Annotated in this window: 26 protein-coding genes; 10 read left to right on the top strand and 16 right to left on the bottom strand. The window is 62.2% G+C overall.

The features are described 5' to 3' along the window. Positions 1-50: 50 nt before the first annotated feature. From ACP_RS18610 to ACP_RS10765, 3 genes are all read right to left on the bottom strand, one after another. On the bottom strand, positions 51-494 hold the full coding sequence (locus ACP_RS18610) for a hypothetical protein (protein WP_015897357.1): 444 nt from the start codon (positions 492-494) through the stop codon (positions 51-53). A 141-nt stretch (positions 495-635) separates the two neighbouring features. Further along, complete coding sequence (locus tag ACP_RS10770; RefSeq protein ID WP_015897356.1) at positions 636-1,883, bottom strand: arsenic transporter; 1,248 nt, start codon at positions 1,881-1,883, stop codon at positions 636-638. 47 nt (positions 1,884-1,930) lie between these two features. Beyond that, positions 1,931-2,773, bottom strand: a complete 843-nt coding sequence (locus ACP_RS10765; RefSeq protein WP_015897355.1) for a DNA-formamidopyrimidine glycosylase — start codon at positions 2,771-2,773, stop codon at positions 1,931-1,933. Between the two features lie 267 nt (positions 2,774-3,040). On the opposite strand from ACP_RS10765, the gene ACP_RS10760 reads away from it, so the two are divergent. The 6 genes from ACP_RS10760 (at position 3,041) to ACP_RS10735 (ending at position 7,076) form a co-directional block, all read left to right on the top strand. Further along, a complete protein-coding gene (locus ACP_RS10760) occupies positions 3,041-4,360 on the top strand; it encodes an adenylosuccinate synthase (protein ID WP_041839502.1) in 1,320 nt (439 codons plus the stop codon). Between the two features lie 21 nt (positions 4,361-4,381). Then, positions 4,382-4,690, top strand: coding sequence for a putative quinol monooxygenase (locus tag ACP_RS10755; protein WP_015897353.1), 309 nt, complete (start codon positions 4,382-4,384; stop codon positions 4,688-4,690). Between the two features lie 189 nt (positions 4,691-4,879). After that, positions 4,880-5,434 carry a nuclear transport factor 2 family protein gene (locus tag ACP_RS10750; RefSeq protein ID WP_148215126.1) on the top strand — a complete coding sequence of 185 codons (555 nt, stop codon included), beginning with the start codon at positions 4,880-4,882 and terminating at the stop codon, positions 5,432-5,434. Positions 5,435-5,570: 136 nt separating this feature from the next. Further along, positions 5,571-5,768, top strand: coding sequence for a 30S ribosomal protein S21 (rpsU, locus tag ACP_RS10745; RefSeq protein ID WP_015897351.1), 198 nt, complete (start codon positions 5,571-5,573; stop codon positions 5,766-5,768). Positions 5,769-5,980: 212 nt separating this feature from the next. Continuing rightward, positions 5,981-6,298 carry a zinc-ribbon domain containing protein gene (locus tag ACP_RS10740; protein ID WP_015897350.1) on the top strand — a complete coding sequence of 106 codons (318 nt, stop codon included), beginning with the start codon at positions 5,981-5,983 and terminating at the stop codon, positions 6,296-6,298. Between the two features lie 127 nt (positions 6,299-6,425). Beyond that, the gene (locus ACP_RS10735; RefSeq protein ID WP_015897349.1) at positions 6,426-7,076 is read left to right on the top strand and encodes a DUF6766 family protein; all 651 of its coding nucleotides are present in this window, start codon (positions 6,426-6,428) and stop codon (positions 7,074-7,076) included. 48 nt (positions 7,077-7,124) lie between these two features. Here the strand turns inward: ACP_RS10735 and ACP_RS10730 are convergent, their stop codons facing one another. Next, positions 7,125-7,592 (bottom strand): response regulator, encoded by a 468-nt coding sequence (locus ACP_RS10730; RefSeq protein ID WP_015897348.1) that lies wholly within the window; start codon positions 7,590-7,592, stop codon positions 7,125-7,127. A gap of 310 nt (positions 7,593-7,902) precedes the next feature. Between ACP_RS10730 and infC the strand changes: the two genes are divergently transcribed. Continuing rightward, positions 7,903-8,493, top strand: coding sequence for a translation initiation factor IF-3 (gene infC / locus ACP_RS10725; RefSeq protein WP_083770586.1), 591 nt, complete (start codon positions 7,903-7,905; stop codon positions 8,491-8,493). 75 nt (positions 8,494-8,568) lie between these two features. Here infC and ACP_RS10720 read toward each other — a convergent pair whose 3' ends face one another. Beyond that, positions 8,569-9,210 carry a deoxynucleoside kinase gene (locus ACP_RS10720; protein ID WP_015897346.1) on the bottom strand — a complete coding sequence of 214 codons (642 nt, stop codon included), beginning with the start codon at positions 9,208-9,210 and terminating at the stop codon, positions 8,569-8,571. A gap of 53 nt (positions 9,211-9,263) precedes the next feature. On the opposite strand from ACP_RS10720, the gene ACP_RS10715 reads away from it, so the two are divergent. Continuing rightward, positions 9,264-9,617, top strand: a complete 354-nt coding sequence (locus ACP_RS10715) for a c-type cytochrome (RefSeq protein WP_041839501.1) — start codon at positions 9,264-9,266, stop codon at positions 9,615-9,617. A gap of 111 nt (positions 9,618-9,728) precedes the next feature. Here ACP_RS10715 and dacB read toward each other — a convergent pair whose 3' ends face one another. Beyond that, a complete protein-coding gene (gene dacB / locus ACP_RS10710; RefSeq protein WP_052294784.1) occupies positions 9,729-11,405 on the bottom strand; it encodes a D-alanyl-D-alanine carboxypeptidase/D-alanyl-D-alanine endopeptidase in 1,677 nt (558 codons plus the stop codon). Positions 11,406-11,435: 30 nt separating this feature from the next. On the opposite strand from dacB, the gene folP reads away from it, so the two are divergent. Beyond that, positions 11,436-12,332, top strand: coding sequence for a dihydropteroate synthase (gene folP / locus ACP_RS10705; protein WP_015897343.1), 897 nt, complete (start codon positions 11,436-11,438; stop codon positions 12,330-12,332). Between the two features lie 408 nt (positions 12,333-12,740). Here the strand turns inward: folP and rplT are convergent, their stop codons facing one another. The 8 genes from rplT to ACP_RS18340 all read right to left on the bottom strand — a co-directional run bounded on the left by rplT (position 12,741) and on the right by ACP_RS18340 (position 18,441). Continuing rightward, positions 12,741-13,112 (bottom strand): 50S ribosomal protein L20, encoded by a 372-nt coding sequence (gene rplT / locus ACP_RS10700; RefSeq protein ID WP_015897342.1) that lies wholly within the window; start codon positions 13,110-13,112, stop codon positions 12,741-12,743. Positions 13,113-13,249: 137 nt separating this feature from the next. Then, entirely contained in the window at positions 13,250-13,447 is a 198-nt protein-coding gene (gene rpmI, locus ACP_RS10695; protein WP_015897341.1) for a 50S ribosomal protein L35, read from the bottom strand. A gap of 192 nt (positions 13,448-13,639) precedes the next feature. Next, positions 13,640-14,737: an alpha/beta hydrolase gene (locus ACP_RS10690; RefSeq protein ID WP_015897340.1), complete on the bottom strand. Its 1,098-nt coding sequence runs from the start codon at positions 14,735-14,737 to the stop codon at positions 13,640-13,642. A 78-nt stretch (positions 14,738-14,815) separates the two neighbouring features. Next, positions 14,816-15,712 (bottom strand): carotenoid biosynthesis protein, encoded by an 897-nt coding sequence (locus ACP_RS17410; protein ID WP_015897339.1) that lies wholly within the window; start codon positions 15,710-15,712, stop codon positions 14,816-14,818. Positions 15,713-15,819: 107 nt separating this feature from the next. Further along, positions 15,820-16,173, bottom strand: a complete 354-nt coding sequence (locus tag ACP_RS10680; protein WP_015897338.1) for an STAS domain-containing protein — start codon at positions 16,171-16,173, stop codon at positions 15,820-15,822. A gap of 61 nt (positions 16,174-16,234) precedes the next feature. Further along, entirely contained in the window at positions 16,235-17,038 is an 804-nt protein-coding gene (locus tag ACP_RS10675; RefSeq protein WP_015897337.1) for a class I SAM-dependent methyltransferase, read from the bottom strand. Between the two features lie 74 nt (positions 17,039-17,112). Further along, positions 17,113-18,126, bottom strand: a complete 1,014-nt coding sequence (locus ACP_RS10670; protein WP_015897336.1) for a YncE family protein — start codon at positions 18,124-18,126, stop codon at positions 17,113-17,115. A gap of 87 nt (positions 18,127-18,213) precedes the next feature. Further along, positions 18,214-18,441 carry a hypothetical protein gene (locus ACP_RS18340; protein WP_041839500.1) on the bottom strand — a complete coding sequence of 76 codons (228 nt, stop codon included), beginning with the start codon at positions 18,439-18,441 and terminating at the stop codon, positions 18,214-18,216. Positions 18,442-18,691: 250 nt separating this feature from the next. Between ACP_RS18340 and ACP_RS10660 the strand changes: the two genes are divergently transcribed. Beyond that, positions 18,692-19,654: an SCO family protein gene (locus ACP_RS10660; RefSeq protein ID WP_041839499.1), complete on the top strand. Its 963-nt coding sequence runs from the start codon at positions 18,692-18,694 to the stop codon at positions 19,652-19,654. Between the two features lie 43 nt (positions 19,655-19,697). Here ACP_RS10660 and ACP_RS10655 read toward each other — a convergent pair whose 3' ends face one another. Both ACP_RS10655 and ACP_RS10650 read right to left on the bottom strand, forming a co-directional pair. Next, positions 19,698-21,779: a tetratricopeptide repeat protein gene (locus ACP_RS10655; RefSeq protein WP_041839498.1), complete on the bottom strand. Its 2,082-nt coding sequence runs from the start codon at positions 21,777-21,779 to the stop codon at positions 19,698-19,700. 159 nt (positions 21,780-21,938) lie between these two features. Next, positions 21,939-25,799 (bottom strand): outer membrane beta-barrel protein, encoded by a 3,861-nt coding sequence (locus ACP_RS10650; protein WP_238525535.1) that lies wholly within the window; start codon positions 25,797-25,799, stop codon positions 21,939-21,941. Positions 25,800-25,883: the final 84 nt, after the last annotated feature.

Here is a 25,883-nt window from a genome sequence, read left to right as displayed (position 1 = left end):
AGCCCCTCCTGGGAGGGGCTTTCGGAGAGACGACAGTCCGCTGATAGTTGCTAGTGATCGTGGCCCGGACCATGGCCATGTCCACGAGGCGGGGGCGAGGAACGATGGCCGTTCCAGCGATCGCCATGGCCGCTATATTCCGCGTTTCCATGGAAGCGCCGGTCGGGATGCCACCGACCGCGCTCGCCGCGCCGCGGCAGACGGCCTCGATAGCCGCGTCTTGGATCGAAGCGCTCATCGACATAGCCATGAAACTCACGCGGCCCATGAAACCACGGACCGGCGCCGATGAAGAAGCCGTTGGGGAACCATGCGGGACCGTAGTAGCCATAAGGCGCGCAGTTGTAAGGGGCGTAAGGGAAATACCCATAGGGGCAGACAGGTTGAGGACCAATATTTACCGAGAAGGAGACCTGTGCAGCCTGGGAGCGGGGAGCGGCTATCAGAATAGCCGCGACGGTGACGGCGAGAAACAGACCTTTGAGCTTGTGCATGACTGCTCCTTTCTTGCTGGAATGCCGTCAGCAATGATTGCTTAGACGGTGCCGCAGAGTGCCGAGTTGCCGCAAAGCGGCACAGGATGAGAACCAGCGCGCACGGATGCGCAGAATCATGCACTTAACGGCCAGGCAGCGCTAACCCACCAGCAGGGCGGCTGCCAGCGCGCACAAGAGCGCCACCGGCATCAGAAGCAGGCCCGCGCGCAGAAACTTGCCTCCACTGATCTCCAGCCCTTCTTTGCGCAGGGCAATCAACCAGAGGATGGTCGCCAGCGACCCCGTCACGGAAAGATTTGGCCCGAGATCGACGCCGATCAGCACAGCCCGGCGCAGGGTGCCCGGAACCGGAAGACCATGCAGCGTGGCTCCTGCAATGAGGCCGAGCGGCAGATTGTTGACCAGATTCGTGCCAAAGCCGGTGATCGCTCCCACCGCCAGCGCTCCATAAGCAGCGGGCCACTGCATGGCCGCCTTGAGCGCGTGATGCAGCATGTCCAGCGCTCCGGCCTGCTCGACCGCTGCCACCAGAATGAAGAGCGCAGCCACCAGCGGCAGCACGCTCCATGAGATTTCGCGGAGCAGCGGCAGCGGGCTTTCGCGCTCACGCAGCAGAACCGCCGCGAAAACGGCCAGCGCTGCCAGGCAGGTGGGCAGGCCGAGGTTCCAGCGCAGCGCCGACGCCATGAGCAGCGTGATGGCGACCAATCCCATGCCTGCCAGCACCCACTTGCCTGCCATGGGCAGCGGCTCCACGGCGTCGTGCCCGTTGCATGGGTCGCGCAGTTCGCGGCGGAAGTAAAACCGCATGAGCAGATACGTCACCACCACCGATACAAAAGAGGGCAGCAGAAACATCACCAGCCATTGGCCCAGCGGCGGCATGCCCTGATGAAAGACCACCAGGTTGGCCGGATTGGAGATGGGCAGCACAAAGCTGGCGGCATTGGCGATCAGCGCGCAGGCAAACAGGCATGGCAGCGGATTGGCCCTGGCGCGCTTCACCGCCGCAAAGACGGCCGGCGTGAGCACCACCGCCGTGGCATCGTTGGAGAGAAAGACCGTCACCACCGTGCCGGTGAGGTAGATCAGCGTGAAGAGCCGCGCGGGCGAGCCATTGCCGTGACGCACCGCCTGCGCTGCCAGCCAGTCAAAGACGCCGAAGCGCTTGCCCATCTCTGCCAGCAGCATCATGCCGGTCAGGAAGAGATACACATCGAGGCCCTTGGCCACGGCATGGGCCGCCAGTGACGGCGGAATCAGCCGCAGCACCAGCAGCAGAATGGCTCCGGCGCCGGTCCAGACGTATTCAGGAATGCCACGCGGGCGCACGAGCATGAGCGCGATGCTGGCGGCAGCAATCATCCAGATAAAAATATGCGGCATCGGTCGAAGTCTATCCTGATCAGGAACCTGCAGAGGTGAGATGCGCCTCAGCGCTGGCAGCGCGGGCAATAGTGCGTGCCGCGCCCGGCGTGAACCATCTTGCGAATCTCGGCCGCGCAGGCGCGGCATGGCTCGCCTGCGCGGTCATAGACGCGATGCTCCAGTTGAAAGAATCCGCGCACGCCGTCGGCATCCACATAATCTGAAACAGAAGAGCCACCCAGCTCGATGGCCTTCCGCAGCACCTGCTGCAGGGCCGCATGCAGCTTGAGCAGACGCTCGCGCGAGAGGCTGCCCGCAATGCGCGTGGGACGAATGCCGGCCCAGTAGAGACTCTCATCCGCATAAATGTTGCCGACGCCATGCAGCAGCTTCTGGTTGAGCAGCGCGGCCTTGATGGAGAGCTTGCGTCCGCGAAAGAGCGCGGCAAAATCCTCTGGGCTGATATGCAGCGGCTCGCTGCCCGGCCCACTGAAGGGCTGGGCGCGTGCGCCGGAGTGCAGGCCCATGCGGCCGAAGCGGCGCGCATCCACAAAGCGCAACTCATGGCCCGAGCTAAGCGAAAGCCGCCCATGCGTGTGCGGCGGCACCGGCACCGAAGCTGCGGAGTAAAGCAGCCGGCCTGTCATGCCGAGGTGGACGATCCACTGATGATCGGCCGGTTCGGCCTTGCCCTTGGGCGGCCGCGGCGTCTCGAGATCAAACACAATGTGCTTGCCCACGCGATGCACGCGGGCAATCCGCTGGCCGGTGAGCACGGCAGCCATCGTGTCCGGATCAGTCTTGAAGGGCTCGCGGGCGCGGCTGAACTCCGCCGCCAGAATGCGCTGGCCGTGGGCGCGCTCGTGGACACCCTGGGCTACGGTTTCGACCTCAGGTAGTTCGGGCATGGATGCTTTCAGTTTCTCATTGCGGCGGTCGCAGCGGGCGGAGACCGCCAGAGGCAGCAAGAACGGTCCGGTGAGGCCATCCTTCCGCTTTCTCTTCCCCCCGACTAGGGCGTCCATATATCATGGAGATTCGGGAGGGGCTTCGCCTCGCCTTCGGCACAATCTGCCTTCGATCTTCCCCGTGCATCGCGAACGAGCTCTGGTGAGACCCGCGCAGACGTGTGTGCCGCAATGCCAATGCAGGAAAGACCGGGTCGAGACAGCAAAATGCGAGCAAAATCCGCGGTAGTCGTAGGCGCCCAGTGGGGCGATGAAGGCAAAGGCAAGATTGTCGACGTGCTCTCGGAGCGCTTCAAGGTCGTCGCCCGTTATGCGGGCGGCCACAACGCCGGACACACCGTCATCATTGGCGGCCAGAAGTTCATTCTGCAACTGGTGCCCTGCGGCGTGCTGCGCCCCGATTGCCGGGCGGTGATCGGCAATGGCGTGGTGCTTGATCCGCTGGCGTTTTTGAAGGAAGTGGCCAAGCTGCGCGACCTGAAGGTCAATGTGGATGAGCAGTTGCGCATCTCCAACCGGGCGCAGGTCATTCTGCCCTACCACCGCATGATTGAGCTGGCGCAGGAGAGCGCGCCCGGCCGCAAGAAGATCGGCACCACCAGCCGCGGCATCGGGCCGGCCTATGAAGACAAGATGGCCCGCAACGGCCTGCGCGTGGTCGATCTGCTGAATCGCGATCTGCTCAAGACGCACATTGAGAATGCCTGCGGTGAAAAGAACGCCATCGCCCATGCGCTGTTTGGCACCGAACCGCTTGACCCGGCGCAGATGTATGAGGAGTACGCCAAGGCCGCCGAAGAGATTCGCCCGTTTGTGACCGACACCGGCGCGCTGCTCAACCAGGCGCTGCGCGACGGCCAGAGCGTAATGTTTGAGGGCGCTCAGGGCACCATGCTCGACATCGACCACGGCACCTATCCCTACGTCACCTCGTCTTCGGCCACGGCTGGCGGCGCGTCCATCGGCACCGGCGTTGGCCCCACGGCCATCGGCACCGTGATCGGTGTGACCAAGGCGTACGTGACCCGCGTGGGCGAAGGCCCGTTCCCGACCGAGCTGCACGATGCGGCCGGCGAAGAGCTGCGCAAGCGCGGCATGGAATTCGGCGCGGTCACCGGCCGTCCGCGGCGTTGCGGCTGGATGGATCTGCCGCTGCTGCGCTACTCCAACCAGGTGAACGGCACCGAGTGGCTGGTGGTGACCAAGCTGGACGTGCTCGACACGCTCGCCGAGATTCCCGTATGCACCGGCTATGAGATTGACGGCCAAAAGACCGATACGATGCCAGCCGACGTGCGCGGCATCGAGTCGATTCGTCCGGTCTATACCAAATTGAAGGGCTGGCAGCAGTCCACCGAAGGCATTCGGAGCTTTGACGAGCTGCCGCAGGCCGCGCGCGAATACCTGCGCTTCCTTGAGGCCGAGTCCGGTGCCCGCATCGGCATGGTTTCGACCGGGCCGGATCGCGACCAGACCATGTACCTGCCGGAATTCAGCGAAGCGCTGGCGGCCTTTCAAAGCGCGTGATTGCAGAAAAGAGTTAGAGATATGACGACTTCACACCAGCGCCCCATCAGTTTTCTCGTTCGCATGAAGTTTGCTGAAGAGGATCGCAGCGAGATTCAGGCCATGCTGGCTCCGCTGACCGAGGGCTCGCGCAAGGAAGACGGCTGCCTGACCTACGTTCCTCACTGGGTCGAGGGCGAGTCGGCCACGCTTGTGATCTATGAGCAGTACCGCGACAGCGCGGCGCTGGAGGCGCACCGCGCCTCGGCCCACTTTCAGCAATATGCCGTGAGCGGGCTTTACCAGAAGATGCGCGAGCGCAGCGTCGAAGACCTGATCGCCGCCGCCTGATTTCCTTCCATTCCTCGCTCCTGCCGGGCCTGAAATCAGCGGCCCGGCGGGAGCTCTGCGCCCGGCTGCATGTTCGCCAATATGAACATAGCGTGAAGGCCAAACCCCGCATGCAGAGCTGTTCCCCGCGCCGGTCGAGCGCGATTCCACGCCGTTGAAACGGGAAACTCGCTGCTTGCATTTTTGTCTTTGACTAAGACTGCCGGCGGGCATAGTATCCAACTCGCCATGCGCCGCTTTTTGCCGAAGCTCCAGGGGCAGTCATACTGCTCCCTGCAGGCAGGAACCCTGTTGTTGCTGTGTCTGCTGTTCTCCTCGGGTCACTCCTCGGCCCTGACGCATACCCACTCGCCCCGATTGCACCGCGAAATCGAGCACCTGGAAGAGCAGTATCGCCAGGCCATGCTGACCGGGAACATCTCCACCATGGACCACATGCTGGCCGACGATTATGTGGGCATCGAACCCGATGGCATGATCGAGAGCAAGAACCAGACCCTGGCCATGTGGCGGAATCACATCATGCGCTTTCAGGCGCTGGACCTCAGCGACCTGCATGTGCGGATTTATGGCGACACGGCCGTCGTGACCTCAAAGGCGCACGTCGAGGGCGTAGGCCCACGGGGCAGCATGGATGGCGAGTACCGCTACACGCGCGTCTACCATCGCAAGGCGGGGCAATGGCAGATCGTGAGCTTTGAGGCCAACCGCATCCGCCCCAGACGCGCTGCCTCGCGGGCGTGAACGCAGGCAATTTGCCCTGTTTTCAGTGCGATAACAGCACCTCAGGGCACCGTGGCAAGAAGCACACCATAGCAAAGACGCCCCGCTACCTGCTAATCTAATCAAGCCTCATGGCGAAGTTTGGAGGTGTATTCGATTGGCAGAAGTTCGCTTACAAGAAGGCGAACCACTCGAGAACGCGCTGCGCCGCTTCAAGCGCAAGGTTCAGCAAGAGGACATCATCAAGGAAGTCAAGCGTCACTCTTTCTATCTGAAACCTGGCGAAAAGCGTCGCGTGAAGGAAGCTCTCGCGCGGAAACGGAATCGTAAGAAGGCTCGTAAGGAACAGGACTAGTCCTTACCCTCTAAGAAATCTGGCTGGCCTGCTGCCCGCGATGGAAGCAGGCCGGCCAGTCAAGATTTTCCTTGTTGTGGTTGGCATCCTCTGCCAACAGAAGCAGTATTGGCCGCACTTCAGCGGCAGGGCCCCATTCGCGAAATCAGATATCCGAGTCATCCCGGTAAGGCACAGGTGCATTTGCCGCCGGGCGAAAGCAAGGATTCCCCATGGAGTTCGTCGATAAAGTCCTAAAATGCGTTGATTGCGGCAATGACTTTGTTTTTACCGCGGGCGAGCAGCTTTTCTTTCAAGATAAGCAGTTCAAGAACGATCCCAAACGCTGCAAGCAATGCAAGAGCAAGCGCTCACGCTCCAGCGGAGGCGTGCGGTCTGAGACGCGCACGACCTGCTCGGAATGTGGCACCGAAACCACCGTCCCCTTCAAGCCGACACAGGGCCGCCCAGTGCTCTGCCGGCAATGCTTTCAGGGCAAGCGCGCTACCCCGGGAGGTACAGCCACGGTTGCGCCTCCGGCAGCAGACTAGCCGACTCTCTTTTCTGCATCCAAGTTGATTTTGCAGGCCGTGGAAACTCCCCGGGACGCTTTTGCGTTTTCGGGGAGTCCCATGGTTTGCGGATCATTGTGCCTACAGGGAAGAGCGGGGTTAGCCAATGCGAAAGCTTGCCAAATGGATCGACGATCACAGCCTGCTGCTTGCGTTTGTTTTTTTGTTTCTGCTTTGCCTTATCTGCCAGATCATCTCTGGCACGGACCAGTACAACCAGAATCAGTCGATGCAAGGCCTGCATACCGTGAGCCGGATGCAGTATCTGGCGACGGGCAACTTTCTCGATGGCATGTTTTCGAACTGGCAGGCTGCCGTTCTGCAGCTTGGCACTCTGATTGTCTTCGCCGTCTTTCTCAAGACTCGCGGAGCGGCCCACTCGCTGCGGCCCGGCGGACAAAGAAAGTCAAAGACGGAGGGCAAGAAGCATCGCGGCAAAAAGCAGAGAAGCTGGCTTTACCGCAATTCGCTCTCGCTGGCCTTTGCCCTGCTGTTCGGAGCCTTCTTTGGCCTGCACCTGGTCACGGCTTCGTCTGCCAACAACGAACAGCGGGCGCTCATGCATCAGCCGCCTATCGGCCTGGGAGCGTTTGCCGTCTCCTCAACCTTCTGGTTTGAGACCACGCAGACCTGGGAGGCCGAGTTCATGGCGATAGGGCTCTACATCTTCCTGAGCATCTATCTGCGGCAGGAAGGCTCGCCGGAATCGAAGCCGGTAGATGCCGGCGACAACGACACCGGCGAGACAAACAAATAGAAATCGCCGCTGCAAGGGCAGCGGCGACTGTATGTCTCGACTTCCAGGTTACTCTTCGCGGCTGGCAGCTACCACCCGCTTTGTGGCCGCGCCCTTGGCCGGAGCCTTGCGGCTGTTGGCAGCCGCAGCATCGGCAGCCTTCTGCTTCTTGTCTTCATGGCTGACGAGCAGGGCCTCAAGCTGGCGAATCAGCTCGGTGGTATTCATGGGCTTGACCAGCATCTGGTCCATGCCGGCTTCGCGCCACTCGGAACCCGGCAGCGGAAAGGCGGTCAGCATAGCTACGGCCGGCTGATAGTCCGCTGCCTTGGCGGCCTTGACCACTTCGAGCCCGGCGCTCTCGTTTTCCATCCGCATGTCGGTGATGACCATGTGGTACTGATGATTGCGGATGCGGGATTTGGCTTCGCGCGCCGAGGCGGCGGTCTCCACCTCAAAGCCGCTGATCTCCAGCACCGCCTTGAGCGTCAACAGGATCGCCAATTCGTCATCCACCAGAAGAATTCGTCGCTTCATTTATTCCACTCCCGTTCCCACGGTTCTCACTGTCCATTCCTCAATCCAGGCCTGCGCATGGCGCAGAGCGACTGAAAGAGGCGGGACCCGTTCGCTTCCCGGTGATGACGTTAACAACGCCGCAGTCTACCACGGGAGGCGTGACAACCGCCCCTCTGCGGCCGAGCGATGAGGCGCTGCATACTCTGAATTTATCACTGCCGGGGGGCCGTATGCAGGCATCCGTAGTGGTAAGGGAGACCCCAAACAATGCCACTCCCGCTGATATACTGTGTAGGGATGGAGTGCGACTGCGCTCCGCAACCGGAGGATACCCATCGATAAGCGTTCGGCCAAACAGTTTATACGCACCAACGAGAGAATTCGCGCGCGCGAAGTGCGCGTCATTGACGAGAACGGCGAACAGATCGGCGTGATGCCGCCGTTTGAAGCGCTCAAGATAGCCCGCGAGCGCAGCCTGGATCTCGTAGAGATCTCGCCCAACGCGACACCGCCCGTCTGCCGCATTCAGGACTACGGCAAGTTCCTTTATGAGAAGGACAAGAGCGACCGCGCGACCCGCAAGAAGCAGAAGATCATCACCATCAAGGAAGTGAAGTTCTCCGTCACGGTGGATGAGCATGACTACCAGACGAAGAAGAACCAGGCCGTCCGCTTTTTGAACGAAGGCGACAAGGTGAAGGCTTCCCTGCGCTTCAAGGGCCGCCAGATGGCGCACCGCGATCTGGGCTACAACATCATCAACCGGCTGATTCAGGACATAGGCGATGCCGGTACGGTGGAGTTCATGCCGCGCATGGAAGGCACCACGCTGCATGCGATTCTGGCGCCGACCAAGAAGCTGGAGCCGAAGAAGCCCGCGGCGCCCAAGCCGGCAGCCGAGGAAGCGGCCGCGCAGTAAGTTTCATCGCAAGTCAGACGGCAAAGCCCGGGAATCTTCCCGGGCTTTTGGCTTTGGGGTGCATTGCAGGCGCGCTTATTCGCCTTCAAGAGGCAGAAAGAACTGCATGCCCTGCACCGGCTCCGCGAGGCGCTTGAGCAGCATCTGCAGATCGCGGTTGTTGTTCACAAAGTCGATCTCGCTGGTGTTGACCACGAGCAGGTCGCTGGCCGAGTAGTGAAAGAAGAAGTGCTCATAGGCCTCGACCACCTGCTCAATATAAGCGTCGCTGATCGCCCGCTCGCCCGGCACGCCCTTGCGGCGCAGCCGCTGCTTGAGCACCTCGGGCGTAGCCTGAAGATAAACGACCAGATCAGGCGTGGGAATGCTGGCGCGGAGCATCTGGTAGTAGTGCCGGTAAAGATCCAGTTCGGCATCGCTGAGGTTGAGGTAGGCAAAGAGCTTGTCTTTCTCAAAGAGATAATCGGCCACGACCGGCGTGCTGAAATCAGTCAGCTCGCTCATCTGCGCGTGGCGCTCCTTGAGAAACCACATCTGCGTGGCAAAGGCCATGCCGGATTGCGCCTGATAGAAGCGGTCAAGAAAAGGATTGTCCTCAGGCTCGGTGATGCGGCGCGCCTGCATCCTTTCGGCAAGAATGGCGGCGAGGCTCGACTTGCCGACCCGCAGCGGCCCCTCGACGGCGACAAAGCGCGGCGCTTCAAAGAGATTTGCCATTCGGTATCAAGATACCGCATCGGGCTATGATGAAGGCAGGTCCCGTGAGAACAATGCGCTTCCTCTCCGCTGCTGTGCTTTGCCTCTGCGCGCTGGCTCTTGCCGGCTGCCGTCCCTCGCTGACGCCCTCAAAACCGCTGAGCGAACTCACTCCGCGGGAGCTGCGCGGACACCAGGTCTATCAGGCCGAGTGCGCGCGCTGCCACTATGCCAACAGCCAGGACGGACTGCGCGGGCCGGGACTCGAAGGCGTCTTTCGCAAGAAGTATCTGGCCAGCGGCCTGCCGGCGAACGATCATAACGTGGAGCAGTCGATCCTGTATGGCCGCAACATGATGCCGAGCTTTGGCAATGATCTGAGCCAGCAGCAGCTCGACGACCTGATGGCGTATCTGCATACGCTCTGAGCCGGAAGAGCAACCCCACGCAAGCCAACGGAAGGCATGCATCCGCCCCATCGGGGAAGACCTGACTATAGGGCCTGATGGGATACCGTGGCTGTTACGGAATCGGGATAGCTATTCCTGGGCGGCGATGGCGTCAACGATGCGGTCCATGACGGCGCGCTCTTCATAGCTGCCGGGGTGGTGCGCGTTGCAGAGAATGGAGAAGACCAGCGTGCGTCCACTGCGGGTTCTGACGTAGCCGCTGAGGGAGTTCACCTCAGACAGCGTGCCGGTCTTGGCGTCGACGCGGTTGCGCATGCCGGGCGAGACAAAGCGGTCAGAGAGTGTGCCATCGACGCCTCCCACCGGCAGCGACTCGCGATAGAGCTTGCCCCACGGCTGATGCGCGGCATAGGCCAGCATGGTGGTGAGTGCGCGCGGCGTCACTACATCCTGATGCGACATGCCGGAGCCATCGTAGAAGAAAAAGTCGCCGGGCTTGACGCCGGCATCCTCGGCAAACTGGCGGATCACCCGCGCTCCCTCAGCAAAGCTGCCCTCGCCGGCCTCATAGCGGCCCAGGTCGCGCAGGTAAAGCTCGGCATGCAGATTCTGGCTGACCTTGAGAGTCACCTCCACATCCTGCGCGAGCGTGGCGTGCGAGAGCCAGGAGGCGAGCACATGCATGTTGCCGGATGGAGGCCCGAGCACGGTGTCTGGAATGCGATGCAGCGGAATGGGCAGCTCGCTCTCGGTGCGGAAGTGCGTCGTGTCAGTGGAGAGCTGATGCTCGGCGCGCGCCATGCCGTCGATCTGCACGCCGCGCTCACGGAGCAGATCGGCGAAGGTCTGCGCGGCGTATTGCGCGGGATCACCAATGGCGAGTGCAACGTGGAGTCCGTGGGCGTCAATGTTGCCGAAGACGCGCACGGTGTGCGAGCCGAGCCTGCGGTCGATGCCGGCGTAGCTTCTGGTTGCGCGCGTGAGATTGGACTCATTGTTGAGGTAGTAGTAGGGCGTGGGCGGGTTCCATTCGGCGAGCTCAGTGCCGGTGGGCGTGACCAGCTTTTCAGGATGCGCGCCCGGTTCGTTGGGCAGTTGGGCGGCTTCCTGCTGGGGCACGATGTTCAGATAGGCCACATTGTCATTAAGTGTGAGCGCGGAGATGGGCGCGCCGTAATCCCAGGTGAGGTCGTCTTGCGCCCAGCCGGCGCCGTAGGGCTGCCAGGTGAACCAGGTGTCGTTGCCGATGATGTCGCCCTCAATGCGATGAATGCCGTCTTTGACGACCTCGTCCGCCATCTGTTCCAGGGCGGCGAGCGTGTCGGAGGCGCGCTCTGTGTGGCCGCCATAAGGGTAGACGCGGCCGGAAAGCGTGGGATCTCCGGAACCGAGCAGGATGAGGTCGCCGTGGAGCGTGCCTTTGGCGTCCACCTGGCCGGAGGTGACCACCTGCGTGCGCCAGCGGGCATCGGGACTCATGAGGCCGAGCACAGCGGCGGTGGTGAAGAGCTTGGCGTTCGAGGCCGGGTGAAAGAGCTGCGCGTTGTTGAGGCTGTAGACGGGCGCGCCCGCAAGCGTGGTGACATTGATGCCCCAGTGCGCCTGCCGCACGCCGGGCGCGAGCAGCATGCGGTGAATGCTGTAGGGCAGCGAGGCGTGATAGACATGCGGGCGGCGGTGCGCCACCGGGCCGCGATGAATGCGGGCGTGCGCGGCGGCTCCTGACAAGAGCACAAAGACGGCAGCCACAGCGCCGGAGAAGAGGCGGCGGCGCGTGGAAGAGGCAGCAAACGTGGCGTGAGACATCCTGAGGCGGAGTGTAGCATCGTGAGCAGGATGGCATTCCGAAAACGTGGGCAATTTGAATGGCCGCTGCGCACGCGCACGCTCGCGCTTGGGGCGCGGACGCTGGTGATGGGCGTGCTGAATGTGACTCCGGACTCGTTCTCAGACGGGGGTCTCTTTCTGGATACCGCCCGCGCGGTGGACCAGGGATTGCGCATGCTCGAAGCGGGCGCGGCGATGGTGGATGTGGGCGGCGAATCGACGCGGCCCGGCTCGCACCGCACGGTGAGCGCACAGGAAGAGCAGGACCGCGTGCTGCCGGTGATCGAGGCGATGCGGAAGGCACGGCCCGATGCGGTGATCTCGATCGATACCTACAAGGCCGCGACGGCGGCGGCGTGCCTGCGCGCGGGCGCGGAGATTGTGAATGACGTCAGCGGCTTCTTATGGGATGAAGCAATGCCCGCGCTGTGCGCGGCCGGGGCGTGCGGCGTGGTGCTGATGCACACGCGCGGCACTCCCAACGAGTGGCGCGGCCTGCCGAAGCTGGAAGGGGATGAGGTGCTGCCGCTGGTTCGGGATGGGTTGCGGGAGCGGCTGGCGGCAGCCATGCAGGCGGGCGTGGCGGCGGAGCGCGTGGCGCTGGACCCCGGCTACGGATTTGGGAAGGTGCTGGGGGAGAACTATTCGCTGCTGGCCGGACAGGATGCTCTGCTGGAGCTGGGGCGGCCGCTGCTGGTGGGGGTTTCGCGGAAGTCGTTTTTGCGCAAAACGCTGGAGCGCGAGCTGGCGCACCTGCTGCGGGAGCCGGACGATGATCTCACGACCGCGACGATGGCGGCCTGCACGGCAGCGGTGCTGGGCGGCGCGCATATCGTGCGGGTACACGATGTGGCTCCGGCGTTAGCGGCGGTGGCGATTGCGGATGAGGTGTTGCGGGCGGGGTGAGGATCGCGGGAGGCTCCGCCGAACTGGAGAAACTTTCGTTTTGCCTGTGGGGAGATTTTCGAGACGGAATGGCTGGAACAGGGTGGACCGGAGGGCCGAAACCAGGCCTGGAAGCCCGAAAAAAAAATCGCCATTAACGTCTCAGAAGTGATTGAAAACAATTGGCTTAGCGGACATTAGGCTTGTAAGTCTTTTGTTTTCAACGACCTGCGGACGGTATACCTCATCGTAAAGAGTGCTTTATGGGGGAGGGATAGCCGGTTGGGAGCCGCACCTGTCCCCTTATTTTCAGGATAGCAATTTGAGGGGAAATTACCGGCAGGTTTGGGAAAGAAAAAAGGGCGCGATGGAATCGCGCCCTTTCTGGCTTGCTGATTGCTTTGCGCCGGGGGCGCGGGTGCTCGCCCTTCAGGCGGCGGGCTGGTTGGCGAGAGCGGCCTTGGCCTGCTCGGCCAGAGCGGTGAATCCGGCGGCGTCATTGGTGGCGATGTCAGAGAGGACCTTGCGGTCGAGCTCGATGCCGGCAACCTTGAGGCCGTGGACGAACTGCGAGTAGCTCATGCCGTTCAGCTTGGCGGCGGCGCCGATGCGGACGATCCAGAGGGAGCGGAACTGGCGCTTCTTCTGCTTGCGGCCGCTGTAGGCGAACTTGAGGCCGCGCTCGACGGCTTCCTGGGCTGCCTGGTAGAGCTTTGATTTTGTGAGGAAGTAGCCGCTTGCCCTTTTCAGGATTTTTTTGCGGCGGTCAGATCTTTTTGTCCCACGTTTTACGCGAGGCATAGTGTTTCTCCTTTGGTGTTGCGTTTCGCGGCTGGAGGCAGGGTGGCCTCTTCACTCGCGTCGAACCTGAATCTCTCGGCTGGATCACTGCGATCAAAGCCGGGGGCGCGATGGCCCTGAAGTCCTGCGTGGACCGATCAGGCGTAGGGAATCATGCGGGCTACCTTCGCGTGGTCGGCGTCCGAGACGTAGGCGGAAGCGGTGAGCTTGCGCTTGGTCTTGGTCTCCTTCGACGTGAGGATGTGGCGCATCTTGGACTGGCCCCGCTTGATTTTGCCGGTGCCGGTCTTTTTGAAGCGCTTGGCCGCGCCGCGGTGTGTCTTCATTTTGGGCATGGGTTTACCTGTGGTCTGCCGGTGGTTTGGCGACATTTGCCAGTATATGGGAGGACGGGGGGTTGAGGCAATCCGGGGAGTTGGCTGGAAGGCTTGTGTCTGCGAGAGATGGGGCTGAGTTTTGCTCTTGTTCCCCACTCAAGCAAAAGACGCTTGAGTGGGCCACCCGCCACCCGCCCGCCCATCTTTCTGCTATTTGCTGCGATCGACCGGGTAGCCTTGCCAGACGTATTCGAGGGCTTCGGGGAGGGTCTGGAGCTTGACGGCGTGGTCGACGTGGTGGGCGTTGCGGGCGAAGACGAACTGGTAGTGATACCCCTTGGCGGCGAGGACGCGGGCCATGTCCTCATTGGCGGCGACCCAGTCGTGCATGCCGTCGCGCATGAGGTTGGGGTTATAGAGGTCGCGGTCGCCGACCTCCATCCAGATGCGGATGGGTTTGCGCGGGCTGCCGGGGATGAGGCGGGTGTGGAGATCCCATGCGCCGCCAGGCATTTTGGGGTTCCAGGGCCATTGCTGGTTGACGTAGGTGCCGGAGTAGCTGAGGACGCGGTGGTAGAGCTCGGGGTGGAACCAGGCCATGAGGAAGGCCGCGGCGGCGCCGGAGCTGCCGCCCATGGTGGCGCGTCCGTCGGGGTTGTGGGTGAGGCGCACGTGGCAGGTGCTCTCGACGCGGGGCAGCACCTCATGCTCGACGAACTCGGCGTAACGGCCGGAGACGGTGTCGTATTCGAGGCCGCGCTCGCTGCCCTGGGCGTCTCCGCCGCCGTTGGCGATGGAGATGGCGAGCATGACGGGCAGCCTGTGTTCGGCAATGAGGTTGTTGACGGCGGTGAAGAGCAGCGGGTCAGGCCCGTCGGCCCCGACGATGAAGGGCGCGCGATCGCCTGGGCGGTATTGGCTGGGCACGTAGACCTCGACGAGGCGTTGCCAGGGCGCGGGATGGCTGGTGGGAACGAGCAGGCGCGCGGGGTTGTGGGGGTCGGGCGTGCCGAAGGTTCCAGGCGTGCGCGTGATGCCGGGATAGTAGCGGCTGTGGGCCGAGGTCATGGTGAACCGGCAGACGCGGCCCTGCGGGACGGCGGGGTTCACGGTCATCTCGGGCGCGGCCGGGTGCGCAGGGCCGAGGACGAAGTTGCCGTCCTGCGTCGGCGAGGGGACCTGGCCATTGGGCAGATCTTTGGCGGGAACATTGCCGGGCGCGTGCGGATTGCGCGTGGGAACGGGCGTGTGCCGGGCGAGGGCGGGCAGTGCGGCGAAGAGAAGCAGGGTGGCGAAAACGCGGATCATGGCGAGTCCCTTGTACTACAGGGCAGCGTCCGCTGGCGAGCGGGGACGGGACGGTGGTCAGTCGTTAGTCCCCAGTTGTCAGTCCTCAGTTGTCAGTGGTCCGTCACGGAATACGCCAGTCGCGGCCTGGTTTTCTCCCGGGTCCGAACGGACGGACCCGGGCTGCTGCCCTGCGGGGAAGGCAAGCCGGAGAACTGCGAGCATTGCGGGAAAGCCCATGGAAAAGAGCGCGATGACATGGAAGGCTCCCTCGCGCTCGTTGGTCAGGTAGCGCAGGGCAAACCAGGCATAGAGCAGGACTGGCAAGGCCGCGAACCACGCGTCGAGGCGGGGATGGACCCGGCCATGGAAGTGGATGCCGGGGACGAAGGATTGTCCTCTCGGCGTGGCCAAGACAAGGCCGGCGATGAGATAGATGGTGAAGGTGGTCAGCAACCATCCGGCATAGTTTTGCAGGGGAACGCCAAAGTAGGGTCCGCCTTTCTCCCATATCCAGTTGCCGCCCCGGGCCATGCCGGGGTCCATGACGACATCCCACGCAGTGACGACCATAGCGGCCATGAGAGACTGCGCCGCCAGAAAGGGCAGGCGGCGGTGAGTGGCAGACGGGGCGGGCAGCAGCACCCGGGCCACGCACCACGAGGGATAAATCATCATGAACCAGGCGAGCGGAATGAGGACGGGCACGTAGCCCAGCTCAGCGCCCAGCATGTGGCTGTAGTGGTAGGGGCCGAAGATCCATCCGGTGGCGACGCCTGCTTCTTCAAACCCCCAGGAGATGGCAGCCGCGAGCGCAAAGAAGGTGGCGGCCCGCCGCCAGCCGAGGGTGGCCGCGGCATGCACGAGAGCAAAGCCGGTGAAGAGCAAGGTGAAGGGGACATTGCCGCAATCGGGCAGGTATATCCATGGCCGCACCACCATGACGCCGATCACATAGATCATCGCGAAAAACAGAGCACTCGCGGCTATGCGCATCGCCGGCCCCTCAAGATGGTCATGGGGAGCGAATGGCCGCGGGCGCGGCACGGATGGAGCGGGAAGGTCATGAACCCTCTTATAGCACCAGCCGGACGAAACGAGACTCAGGGGAGGAGGGCGGCGAGACTTTCGGCGCGGTCGCAATCGACGCGGAGCAGGGTGTCAGTGCGGGTCATGGCCATGAGGGCCTGCACACGCTCGCTGGTGCCGCAGAGGCGGATGAAGCCGTCGCGTTTCTCAAGATCGCGGTTGATGCGGACGAGGAAGCCAAGGCCGGTGCTGTCGAGGTAATCGACGCCGGCCATGTCAAAGACGATGTGACGGGGCGGGTTCGTGTCCAACTGCGCGTAGAGCTGCTCCATCAGCTGGTCGAGCGCCGGGCTCATGGTCATGGAGCCGGTCAGAGTGATGACGAGGAGTTCGTCCGAAGCACGATCCAACTGGAAGACGAGCGTCATGGCTTCACTTTATCGCAATGGCAGGCGGGTAACGTTACCGTTTTTCTATTTAAGACGTAACTTAGAGGCTACTTAGCTGGAGAGGCAATAGGGCCGGGATGGCCTCGATGCGGGCGACCGCCAGTTGAAAGGAGCCGTCAGGCGCGAGGGCGTAATGCTCGCGCACCTCAGCAGGAGCCGCTGCCCAGAGGGTGCGGATGGCCGCGATGCGCGGCTCAGGGGTGCCGATGCGGGCAACCCAGGAGGCGAACTCCAGAGGCAGACGCCACTCGTGGGTGACCTGCGCGGGGAGGCCGGCGGCGGCGAAGAGGGTGAGCCACTCCTGCGCGGAGTAGTTGCGGACGTGGGAGGGGTCGCGCAGCAGCTCGACGGCCTGAAGGTGAGTGTCAAAGAGAGGATCAGCGGAGCCCACCACGTCGATAAAGCAGACGCGTCCGGCGGGGCGCAGAACGCGGCGCACCTCGGCCAGCGCCTGCGGCACGTTGCGCCAGTGATGCGCGCTGTAGCGGCTGAGGACCCAGTCAAAGGACGCATCGGCAAAGGGAAGCTGCTCGGCGGAGGCCTGGCGGGTGGCGATGTTGCTCAGCGCGCGTTCGCGGGCCGCGGCCTGCACGGTTTCAAGCATGGTGGGGGTGAGATCGCAGGCGGTCACCTCGGCCGCAACGGGGGCGACGGCGAAGGAGACATGACCGGCTCCGCAACCGAGGTCGAGCACGTGCGCCTCCGGCGTAGAGGCGACGAGGGAGCGGAGCGCGGCGAGGTCTTCGCCCTGCGCGTGCACGGCGCTGGAGAGATAGGCGTTGGCACGGGGGCCGAAACTACGCTCGACGGATTCGGAGTGTGCGGGTGTGGAATCGCTGTGCATGAGAATGAATCCTTCCTGGTGGAATCATGTGGAACCGTGAAGAGCGGGTTAGGGACTCGGCTTCGGCGATTCCATCAGGGGCGCATGATGCGCAGGACCGGATGGCCGTGAAGATCCTGCAAGGGAAAGTAAACCAGATGCGTGGACGGATCGACCGAGACACTGTGCGCGTGTGGCATCTGGAGCGTGCCCAATTTTGCAAGTTGTGTGCCGGTGAGCTGAAAGACGGTGACCGTGCCGGACTCGGCCGCGACGTAAAGGCGCTGGAGGCCGGGGTCGAAGGCGAGCACATCCGGATCGTCTCCTACGGTGTGACGGGAGAGGACGGTGCGGCGCGTGAGATCGACGACGGCGAGCGAGTGATTGGCCTCGCCGGCGACAAATGCGAGATGCGAGGCGGGATCGAGCGCGATGCCGTGCGGGTCGGCAATGCCGGAGAGTGGCAGACGGTAGAGAATGTGGAGTGTGGAAGGATCAATGACCGCGAGCTGGTCGAGGTGATGAACCGCTACGAGAATGTGGCCGGAGTCCGCGTCATAAACGGTGTTGCCCGCGCCGCCCCCGAGCGGAATGGAGCGCAAAAGATGAAAAGGGTGGGTGTCAAAGACCGCATCAACGCCGCCATGCTCGTCTGAGACGAAGAGACGCTGCGTTCCGGGCGCGAAAGCGAGTCCGTCAGGATAGTTGACCGGGCCGGCGTGTGCCGCGATTTGCAACTTGTCTGCATTGAGGGCGAGCACCTGATGATCGCCCGTTGCGGATGCATAGACGCGATGCTGAGAAGGGACGCTGAGGACGCCATGTATGCGGGTGAATCCGCTGAGGTTTGCGAGGACGCGGCGCGATTTCACGTCGAAGATGACGAGATGGTCCGCATTCATGTGGGCGATGTAGAGCCTGCCGGTGGAGGGATCGAAGGTCTGGTAATCAAACCGCACAGGCGGTCCGGGCAGAGGAACATCGGCCACCCGATAAAGGGGAGGATGAGAGGTTTGGGCAGAAGCTGAGAGTGCGCTGACGGTCAGCAGGGCGACTCCAGACCATGCGAGCATGCTGCGAAGAATGGTTTTCAGAAGGACGGTCTTCATGTCACCTTTTCTTGAGCCGGCTCTTATCGGCCGGCGGCTTGCTGGTTCATTCTCTGCCGCGCTTGAGGGCGGATGCATCCGCTGCGCCTACCAGTTGCGGCGGCTTTGCTGACGCATGCGGGTGAGCTCGATACCGAGATAGATGAGGACGGCAATCATGAGGAGCAGCCAGATCCATTGCAGGGTGGGGATGCGACGAAAGAGCCATGCTCCGGGCGCGGAGAGACAGGCCACGAGCGCGGCGATGATGGCGATGCGCTTGCGCTGCGGATTCAACGGAGGGCCGGATGGGTTGCGCTGCAGACGGATTCCCATAACAGGAAAAGTGTACCGGTTGCGGCAAAGTGTCGCAGCGGGGCGGCCCGGGATCGGGCGCTTTTATACTGAATGGGAGCAGATTGCGCCGCTTTTTGCCGGCTGGAAAGGCCCGCGCGGCAAAAGAGGCGATACCTCGGGGCTGGGCGATGCGTCCAACGATATTGGTGCGCCCCTGCGTGGGCAGGAAGATGCCGCGCGGACCTTCTGCCGGCAAGCCCCAAAGATTTGCTCCCAAAGGAGACCTCGCATGAGCCGTCCTCGTCTGTTGCGCATTGGCACAGCCGCCCTGAGCGGATTGCTGGTGGTATTCGCCGCCGGATGCAACAAGCTGAGCCATTCTGCCGGCTTTGAGAAGGCCAGCGCGGTGGGCGGAAGCCTGAATGTGACGAGCTATGCGATGACGGGCCGGGTGCTGGGCAAAAGCGAGGTCACGCACCAGGTGATGATCGAGCAGGGTATGATTCCTGGATTCCTGCCGGCGACCGACGTGGTGTACACGCTCAAAGACAGCAAGGTCTTTGACAGGCTCAAGCCCGGCGACGAAATTAAGGGCGATGTGCTGGTTCCGGCGGATGGCAGCGCCCGGCACCTGACCGACATTGTGGTGACCTCGGAGCCGGCGCACGCGCTGACGATGGCGGAACTGCCGCCGCATCCGCTGCTGGTGGGCGAGAGTGTTCCGGGGATTCCGATGACGAACCAGAGCGGCAAGCCGACGGCGCTGACGGATTATCAAGGCAAGGCGGTGCTGATCACGTTTGTGGATTCGCAATGCAAGGAAGACTGCCCGGTGATCACACATCTGTTTGCGCAGATCAACGGATTGCTGAAGAAGAATCCGGCGGCGTGGGAGCATAGCCACCTGATCACGATCAGCATTGACCCCGTACATGACACGCCGCCGGTACTGCGGCGCTATGGACTCGAGTACTTGAACGGGAAACCATCAGGCTTTGCACACTGGGAGTTTGTGGACCTGACGCCCACGGACCTGAAGCGGCTGGCCACGGACTTCAATGTGTCGTATGAGCAGACGAGCGACGACATTGAGCACACCATGGACATCACGCTGATTGGGCCGGACAACAGGGTGGTGCGGTCATGGAGCGGCGACGACTGGAATGCGAAGAAGATTGCGGCTGCGGTGGCGGCATCCGCGACGGGGCAGCCGCAGCCAGCGGAAAATGGCGGCGGAAAAGCAACCGCCTAATCCAGGAAGAGAGAACGCGCAGGCGCGGCCCGGTCAGAAGAAACTAGTCTGGCTGGGCCGCGCTTTTGCTTTGGAGATGATGGTACTGCTGCATTTCACGCGCGGCCTGCTGGGGCTGTGAGGCTTTGCGATAAGCCTGCGCAAGGTCGTAGTGAATCTGGCTGTTGGCTGCGTCCAGTTTCTCTGCGCTCCGCAGACTGGCGATGGCTTTCGCGGTGTCGCCTTGCGCGAGTTGAACGCGGCCGAGGTTGGCATAAGCCGCCGCGTCATTGGGATCAAGCAAGAGTGCGATGCCAAGCTCCTGAGCGGCCTGATGCTGGTTGCCAGTAGCGGCCCAGGCTTCGCCGAGGGTGCGATGCACATCCTCAGAGCGGGGCAACTGTAGCGCGAGACTCTTGAGCAGCGCGAGAGCTGGCTGCGGCTTGCCGGTCTTGAGCAGGCAGACGGCGTACACGTAGGCGACCTGATTGGAGACAGGATTGGGAAGCGCAACCGGCTCAAGAGCGGCGGCGGCTTTGGCATAATCGCCCGTCATGTAAAGGCTGATGCCGAGGGCGGCGCGCAGGCTCTTGTCCTCAGGATGGTGCTGCATGTAGCGGGTGAGGGGATCGACGGCCTGCGAAAACTGGCCAGCGGCGAAGGCAGCGCGGCCGATGTTCTCGTCGAGGCCTGGCATGGCGGGGTCCCAGGCGGCGGCACCTTCAAAGTCAGCGAGCGCCCCGAGCGCGTCGCCCTGCGCGCCGGCGAGCGCCCCGAGATTGTTGTAGCTGTTGGCGACGGCCGAGGCGATGTGTTGCTGGAACTGGGTGGCGGCTTGCGCGGCGGCCTGCTGCTCTTTGGTGATGGTGTGACGGGTCTTCTCCTGCGGCAGCGCGGCGGTGCTGGAGCTGTTGGCCGGAGCCGTGGCGGAGTTCTGGTCATAGTAGCTGGCCAACTGCTGGCGCGAGCGGGTGATGTCCTGCTGCATCATGGCCTGCGCGATCTGCAACTCCTTTTGCCCGGCGCTGGTCTGGCCGGACTGCGCGAGCAGTCGGCCGAGAAGATAGTGCGCCTTTTGCAACTGGCTCTTGTTTTGGGGCGAGTTCGGCATGCCGGCAATGGCGCGGCGGAGAGCATCGATGGCTTCGGGCGTCTTGTGCATGGCGGCATAGAGTTGGCCGAGGTAGAGAGTGACGTTTGGATTCTGCGGATCGAGCGCGGCGGCGCGCTGCAGATCGGTCAGTGCCTCGGAGAGCTTTTGCTGGCCGGTTTCAAGATGGCCGAGCCCGGCATAGGCGAGAGCGCTCTGGGGATCGACGGCGATCTCTTTCCGGAGCTCGTCCTCGGCCTTGTCGATGCTCTGCTGCGTCGCGAGGTAGGCAGCGGCGAGCGAGTAGTGCGCGCCGGGCAGTTTGGGATTGAGCGCGATGGCCTTCTCGAATTCGGCGATGGCGAGGCGCTGAAAGTCAGAGTTCAGATAGGCCTGGCCGAAGTACATGTGCAGGACGGCCGTGTTGCCGTAAGAGGCCTGCATGTCAGAGAAGATTTTGGCGGCGCACTTCTGGTCTTCGAGGGCAAGGCAGGCGGCGGCGAGGTTGTATCCGTTGGGGAAGTTTGGCTTGAGCGCCACAGCGAGCGCGAGGTTCTTGCGCGCGGCCTTGGCGTCCTGCTGCGCGAGCTGCGTGCGCCCAAGGATGGAGTAGGCGCGGACCAGCGCGTTTTTGTTGTGCGGATATTGCTGGATGATTTGCTGGGCGAGGCTCTTGGCGTGGGGCAGATTGCCAGCCTGGAATTCGGAGCGCGCGTATTCGACGAGCAGCGCCGGGGAATTGGGCGCGAGGGCGAGAGCAGCATCGAAGTTTTCTGCAGCCTGGGAGTATTGGCCAGCCTGGGCGCGGGCGATGGCCAGCTCGCCAAGCGCGTCGGCGAGGAAGATGCGGTATTGCTGCGCGGCGACGGAGTCCTGATGCGCGGCCATGGCCTTGCGCGCGACCTGGAGGTGCTGCTCGAGAATCTGCGCGTTGTGAGCCTCAACTTTTTGCATGGAGGATGCGGAGGGTGAGGTCTGCGGCAGAGCGGCAGGAGCACAAAGCAGAACGATCAAGGCAGCGCCGAGGTGGCGCGGAGAAAGATGCAGGGAAAACATTGGGAACTTCATTGGGAATGATCGTATTTCGGGTGAGGGCGTTTTGCGGCGATCCTTTTGAGAATTTTGGGGTGAGGATTTTTCGCGCATTCTGCCAATGAAAAGAAAACTGGAAGGCGGCATGGAGACCGCCTTCCAGAAAGTAGGAGGCATTGGTGGTTAGAAGAGGTAGTGAACCGAGAGCTCAAGCGTTCTCTGGTTCGGCGCGCCGTTCTTCTGGTCGAGCACGCCAAAGTTGTTGGGGTTCGCTCCAGGATATGCATCCGGGAAGGTCTGGAAGTTGCTGGTTCCGTAAGGCACCTGGTAGTGCAGGCTGAGCTGGTTGCCACCCGAGAACTGACGCAGCGGATGGTTGAGCCAGTTGAAGGCCTGGATGCGGAACTCCGCATGCTGGTCGCGCCAGACATGGAAGTCCTTGTACAGCGACATGTCACTGTCGAAGTACGCCACCATGGTGTAGGGCTCGGAGGTTGGACCGTACTGCCCAACCTGCGGTGGTGCGAAGCAGGAGTACTTGAGGAGCTGGTTCTTGCCCGTACCGGATTGAGGATTGCACGTCTTGATCGGCGTGATGAGCACCGTGGCGTTCGTGCCGTAGTAGGTGGCCTGGCTGATGCCGGTACCCTGAGCGCCGTTCGGCAACGGATTGGTCTTGGAGACCGGAGCTCCGTTGTAGTCGGGCAGGTACTGCAGACCCATTCCGAAGTTGGAGTTATTGGTGGACGTCAGGAAGCCACCGGACTGCCAGGTGGTAATGTTCGAGATCGTCCAGCCGTTGGCGGCCCCACGCAGGAAGAGGTTCTGTCCCTTGTAGGGCTGCTGGAAGGTGTAGGAGCCGGAGAAGTTGAAGACGTACCGGCGGGTGGTGGTGGCAGGACCGTAGTTGCGACGCAGATGGAAAGCGTCTTCCTGCATATTGGTGCTGAGGTTGTTCTGGTAGGTCCAGTTGACGTTGACGTTTGCATTCGTGCCGTGACGTACCAGCGCGAGTTGCAGTGCGTCGTAGTTGGAGTAGCCAGCGGTATCCAGCACCTCCACATTGTTGTCTCCGTAGACCTTACCGTAGGGGCGATAGTCGGCGGTCTTGTTCCCGGTGGAGTGGCAACCCACATTCACGACGCAGGTCTGCGTGACGTCTTCCGGGTTCGGGGACATGACACCGGTCAGCGGGTCGGGCTTGAAGTAAGCGCCGAGCGGAGTCTTGTTGACGTTGTCGAAGTCGGTGAAGTTGCTGCCTGCAAGGGCTTCACCGCCGAGGGGCAGGTTCTCTGCGTGATTGCCTACGTAAGCAGCTTCCAGAAGGAAGTTCAAGGGCAACTGCTTGTCGATGGTCAGGTTCCAGGCTGAGGAGTCGGGAATCTGATCATCCGTAGGATTGAGGCCGGACTGGCCGGGATCGATGCAAGGATTGCTTGGGCTGCAACCCACGCCGACCTGCGGAACGATGATGCCGGGGGCACCATTTTGTCCGGCCACGCCACCGGTGGCAGCAGCCTGCTGGGGCTGATTGAAGAAGATGGAGGTGTTGCCAGGCAGTGAATAGCCTGCGATTTCCTGTGAGGTTTGAATTGGGCCGGTGTAGTTGTTGTACTGGTCGGCGAAGCGGAAGATGCCCCATCCACCGCGAACCAGCAGCTTGCCATTGCCGAAGACGTCATACGACATGCCGAAGCGCGGCGTCAGGTAGGCAAACCGGTTGGGCATACCGCTGGACGGAATTCCCGGGTCGGTGGAGTGCCAGCGGAAGCCGGGATTCTGGCGTCCGGAGTTGTAGTCGGGCAGAACGTCGGTCGGAATGAAGACAGCCTCACCGTCCTTGTTCTTGTCATACCAGTGGCCGAGGTGCTCGATGCGCACACCGTAGTCGATGGAGAGGCGCGAGGTGGCCTTCCAGGTGTCATCGAAGTAGTAGGCGAAGTCGCCATAGGCCATATCGGTGACCTTGACGACGTTGTTCTCCGTGTAGTTTGTAGCAATACCCATCAGGAAGTTTGCGGTCGGGTTGTTGGGCGAACCAATGTTCTGACCGGTGATCACGTTCTGTGGAATGCCGCCGTACATGTTGAAGTTACGGAAGTTGCCGTTCGGATCTTCATACTCACCCTGATCGTTGGTGACTTCTTCCATGAAGGCGCCCAGCTTGATGGTGTGGCTCTTGTACTGCCAGGTCAGGTTGTCTGCCAGCGAGGGCAGTTCCTTCTTGACCAGGTACTGGTGCGAGGGATTGTCGAAGATGTCCTGTTCGGAGAAGTCCGGGAAGGTCCAGGAACCTGCGGTGCTGTAAGCCGGCAGGATGTTGGAGCCGGTGTTGAAGAGCGTTCCGTAGGGATAGCCAAGACCGCTACGGGTGGCCTGATTCGGGTTGTTGGGACCGACTGGAGCGTTGAGGTAACCCCAGGCCAGAATCAACTCGTTGGTGAGGTTGGCTCCGAAGGTGTGGACGTAGTTCGCCGCGATGGCCTTGGTGTAGTACTTCTGATACAGGCCGCCGCCGGGATACTGAATGGCGTTTCCGGGCGTCCAGTAAATGTGGGCACCGTTGTAGTTGGTGAGCTCATCCGTGTAGCCCTGCTGGTAGGAAACGAAGAACTGATCCTTCGCCGTCGGGCTGTAGTCGACACGGATGCGATAGGTCCAACCATCCACAGTGCCCGGGATGGCCTGGCGGTAGTTGACGTAACCCGTCGAAGCAACCGGGGTGATGTTGGCCTTGGGCCAGAAGCTGGAGAGCACCTTGGCACCGGGGTCAAGGAACTGCGCAGGAATCTGGCTGCCCGCACCGCCGCCGCCAGGAAGGGTGACGCCGTTGGGCAGAACCGTGTTCGTAAGGTCGTTACAACCGTTGTCTACCTTAAAGTTGATAGAGGTGCCGGTACAGAACGTTGCATTGGCCGGCGTGTTGCCGAACTGGCCGTTCATCATGTCAGGCGTTGGAATGAACGATGACAGGATGTTGGCATTACCGGTGTTCTGGAGGTCTTTTTCGTATCCGAACCAGAAGCGAAGCTTCTTATGCGTTCCGGGAATGGGACCACCGACGTTGAAGCCCGGATAGTAGTAGTGGGCGCTACCCTTCTGGGCCTTTTTACCTTGGCTGGCCGCCGCATTCTTGGTCTGCCAGTCGATGGCATTCAGCACGTCATTTTCAGCAACAAAGTAGCCTTCGCCGTGATACTGCGATCCGCCGGACTTGCTGATGGAGCTGATGAGGATGGGACCGAAGGGCGAGTCTGCGCCGAAGTTGGAGGTTTCGACGGTGACTTCCTGCGTCATATCCGGATTTGCCGAAGACATGGCCTGGCAGTTGCAACCCGGGTCAGTGATGTCAACGCCATCCAGCAACTGAGTTGTGCCGCCACGATACGGAGCGCCATTGGCCACGATCCCGATACCGACGGTGCTGGAGGTGGCAGTGTGCACCTGGCTAAAGGCAGTCGAGTTGCCAATGCCCTGCGGGGTGGTAACAACGCCGGGCAGAATTTTGAGCAACTGAGTGATATCACGAGCGCCAAGTGCAAGCTTGTGAATGTCCTGCGCGCTCAGCACAGCGGCATGCTCACCGTTGATGGTGGGCAGAATCTGGGTAGTCGTGTGGACGGTGACGGTCTGCGCCGCACTGCCAACGGCCAGCTTGACGGTGGGTAGACCCACGTCTGCACCGGCTGTCAGCGCAAGGCCGCTTTGAGCATAGCCCTGGAAGCCTTTGGCCGAGACATTAACCGTGTAGGTGCCGGGCAGCAGCGCGGTCAGCGTGAACTGGCCTGTCCCGGTGGTGACTGTGGTGCGCTGAGCCTGGGTGGCTTGATTGGTCAGCGTCACCGTTGCGCCAGGAATGACTGCGCCGGTTTGGTCAGTGACCGTGCCGGACATGCTGGCGGTCGTCTGCGCGCGTAGCTGCGGGACACAGAGCAGGAAGAAGGCGAAAGCCATCAACGCTCCCCACAGACTCAGGCGCGAGACGATGGAAAACGCTCCCCCAGCGTTTCCTGGACGGGAGTTCTGGCCGGTCGAACCGGACATGGCCCCCCTCGTCCCTCTTTGAATGATTTGCATCATACTGTTCTCCTCAAATTCGGGCCGTCGAGAGATCGACACTGATATCTG

The sequence above is a fragment of the Acidobacterium capsulatum ATCC 51196 genome (assembly GCF_000022565.1).
In the GTDB taxonomy this organism is placed as follows: domain Bacteria; phylum Acidobacteriota; class Terriglobia; order Terriglobales; family Acidobacteriaceae; genus Acidobacterium; species Acidobacterium capsulatum.
The sequence above is the reverse complement of the archived record's forward strand: the minus strand, read 5'-3'. Positions and strand labels throughout refer to the sequence as shown.

Excerpts from the sequence above, each read along its gene's own strand:
- ACP_RS18610 (WP_015897357.1), bottom strand. The coding sequence starts at position 494 with ATGCACAAGCTCAAAGGTCTGTTTCTCGCCGTCACCGTCGCGGCTATT.
- ACP_RS10770 (WP_015897356.1), bottom strand. The coding sequence starts at position 1,883 with ATGCCGCATATTTTTATCTGGATGATTGCTGCCGCCAGCATCGCGCTC.
- ACP_RS10765 (WP_015897355.1), bottom strand. The coding sequence starts at position 2,773 with ATGCCCGAACTACCTGAGGTCGAAACCGTAGCCCAGGGTGTCCACGAG.
- ACP_RS10760 (WP_041839502.1), top strand. The coding sequence starts at position 3,041 with ATGCGAGCAAAATCCGCGGTAGTCGTAGGCGCCCAGTGGGGCGATGAA.
- ACP_RS10755 (WP_015897353.1), top strand. The coding sequence starts at position 4,382 with ATGACGACTTCACACCAGCGCCCCATCAGTTTTCTCGTTCGCATGAAG.
- ACP_RS10740 (WP_015897350.1), top strand. The coding sequence starts at position 5,981 with ATGGAGTTCGTCGATAAAGTCCTAAAATGCGTTGATTGCGGCAATGAC.
- ACP_RS10735 (WP_015897349.1), top strand. The coding sequence starts at position 6,426 with ATGCGAAAGCTTGCCAAATGGATCGACGATCACAGCCTGCTGCTTGCG.
- ACP_RS10730 (WP_015897348.1), bottom strand. The coding sequence starts at position 7,592 with ATGAAGCGACGAATTCTTCTGGTGGATGACGAATTGGCGATCCTGTTG.
- ACP_RS10720 (WP_015897346.1), bottom strand. The coding sequence starts at position 9,210 with ATGGCAAATCTCTTTGAAGCGCCGCGCTTTGTCGCCGTCGAGGGGCCG.
- ACP_RS10715 (WP_041839501.1), top strand. The coding sequence starts at position 9,264 with ATGCGCTTCCTCTCCGCTGCTGTGCTTTGCCTCTGCGCGCTGGCTCTT.
- dacB (WP_052294784.1), bottom strand. The coding sequence starts at position 11,405 with ATGTCTCACGCCACGTTTGCTGCCTCTTCCACGCGCCGCCGCCTCTTC.
- folP (WP_015897343.1), top strand. The coding sequence starts at position 11,436 with ATGGCATTCCGAAAACGTGGGCAATTTGAATGGCCGCTGCGCACGCGC.
- rplT (WP_015897342.1), bottom strand. The coding sequence starts at position 13,112 with ATGCCTCGCGTAAAACGTGGGACAAAAAGATCTGACCGCCGCAAAAAA.
- rpmI (WP_015897341.1), bottom strand. The coding sequence starts at position 13,447 with ATGCCCAAAATGAAGACACACCGCGGCGCGGCCAAGCGCTTCAAAAAG.
- ACP_RS10690 (WP_015897340.1), bottom strand. The coding sequence starts at position 14,737 with ATGATCCGCGTTTTCGCCACCCTGCTTCTCTTCGCCGCACTGCCCGCC.
- ACP_RS17410 (WP_015897339.1), bottom strand. The coding sequence starts at position 15,712 with ATGCGCATAGCCGCGAGTGCTCTGTTTTTCGCGATGATCTATGTGATC.
- ACP_RS10680 (WP_015897338.1), bottom strand. The coding sequence starts at position 16,173 with ATGACGCTCGTCTTCCAGTTGGATCGTGCTTCGGACGAACTCCTCGTC.
- ACP_RS10675 (WP_015897337.1), bottom strand. The coding sequence starts at position 17,038 with ATGCACAGCGATTCCACACCCGCACACTCCGAATCCGTCGAGCGTAGT.
- ACP_RS10670 (WP_015897336.1), bottom strand. The coding sequence starts at position 18,126 with ATGAAGACCGTCCTTCTGAAAACCATTCTTCGCAGCATGCTCGCATGG.
- ACP_RS18340 (WP_041839500.1), bottom strand. The coding sequence starts at position 18,441 with ATGGGAATCCGTCTGCAGCGCAACCCATCCGGCCCTCCGTTGAATCCG.
- ACP_RS10660 (WP_041839499.1), top strand. The coding sequence starts at position 18,692 with ATGAGCCGTCCTCGTCTGTTGCGCATTGGCACAGCCGCCCTGAGCGGA.
- ACP_RS10655 (WP_041839498.1), bottom strand. The coding sequence starts at position 21,779 with ATGTTTTCCCTGCATCTTTCTCCGCGCCACCTCGGCGCTGCCTTGATC.
- ACP_RS10650 (WP_238525535.1), bottom strand. The coding sequence starts at position 25,799 with ATGTCCGGTTCGACCGGCCAGAACTCCCGTCCAGGAAACGCTGGGGGA.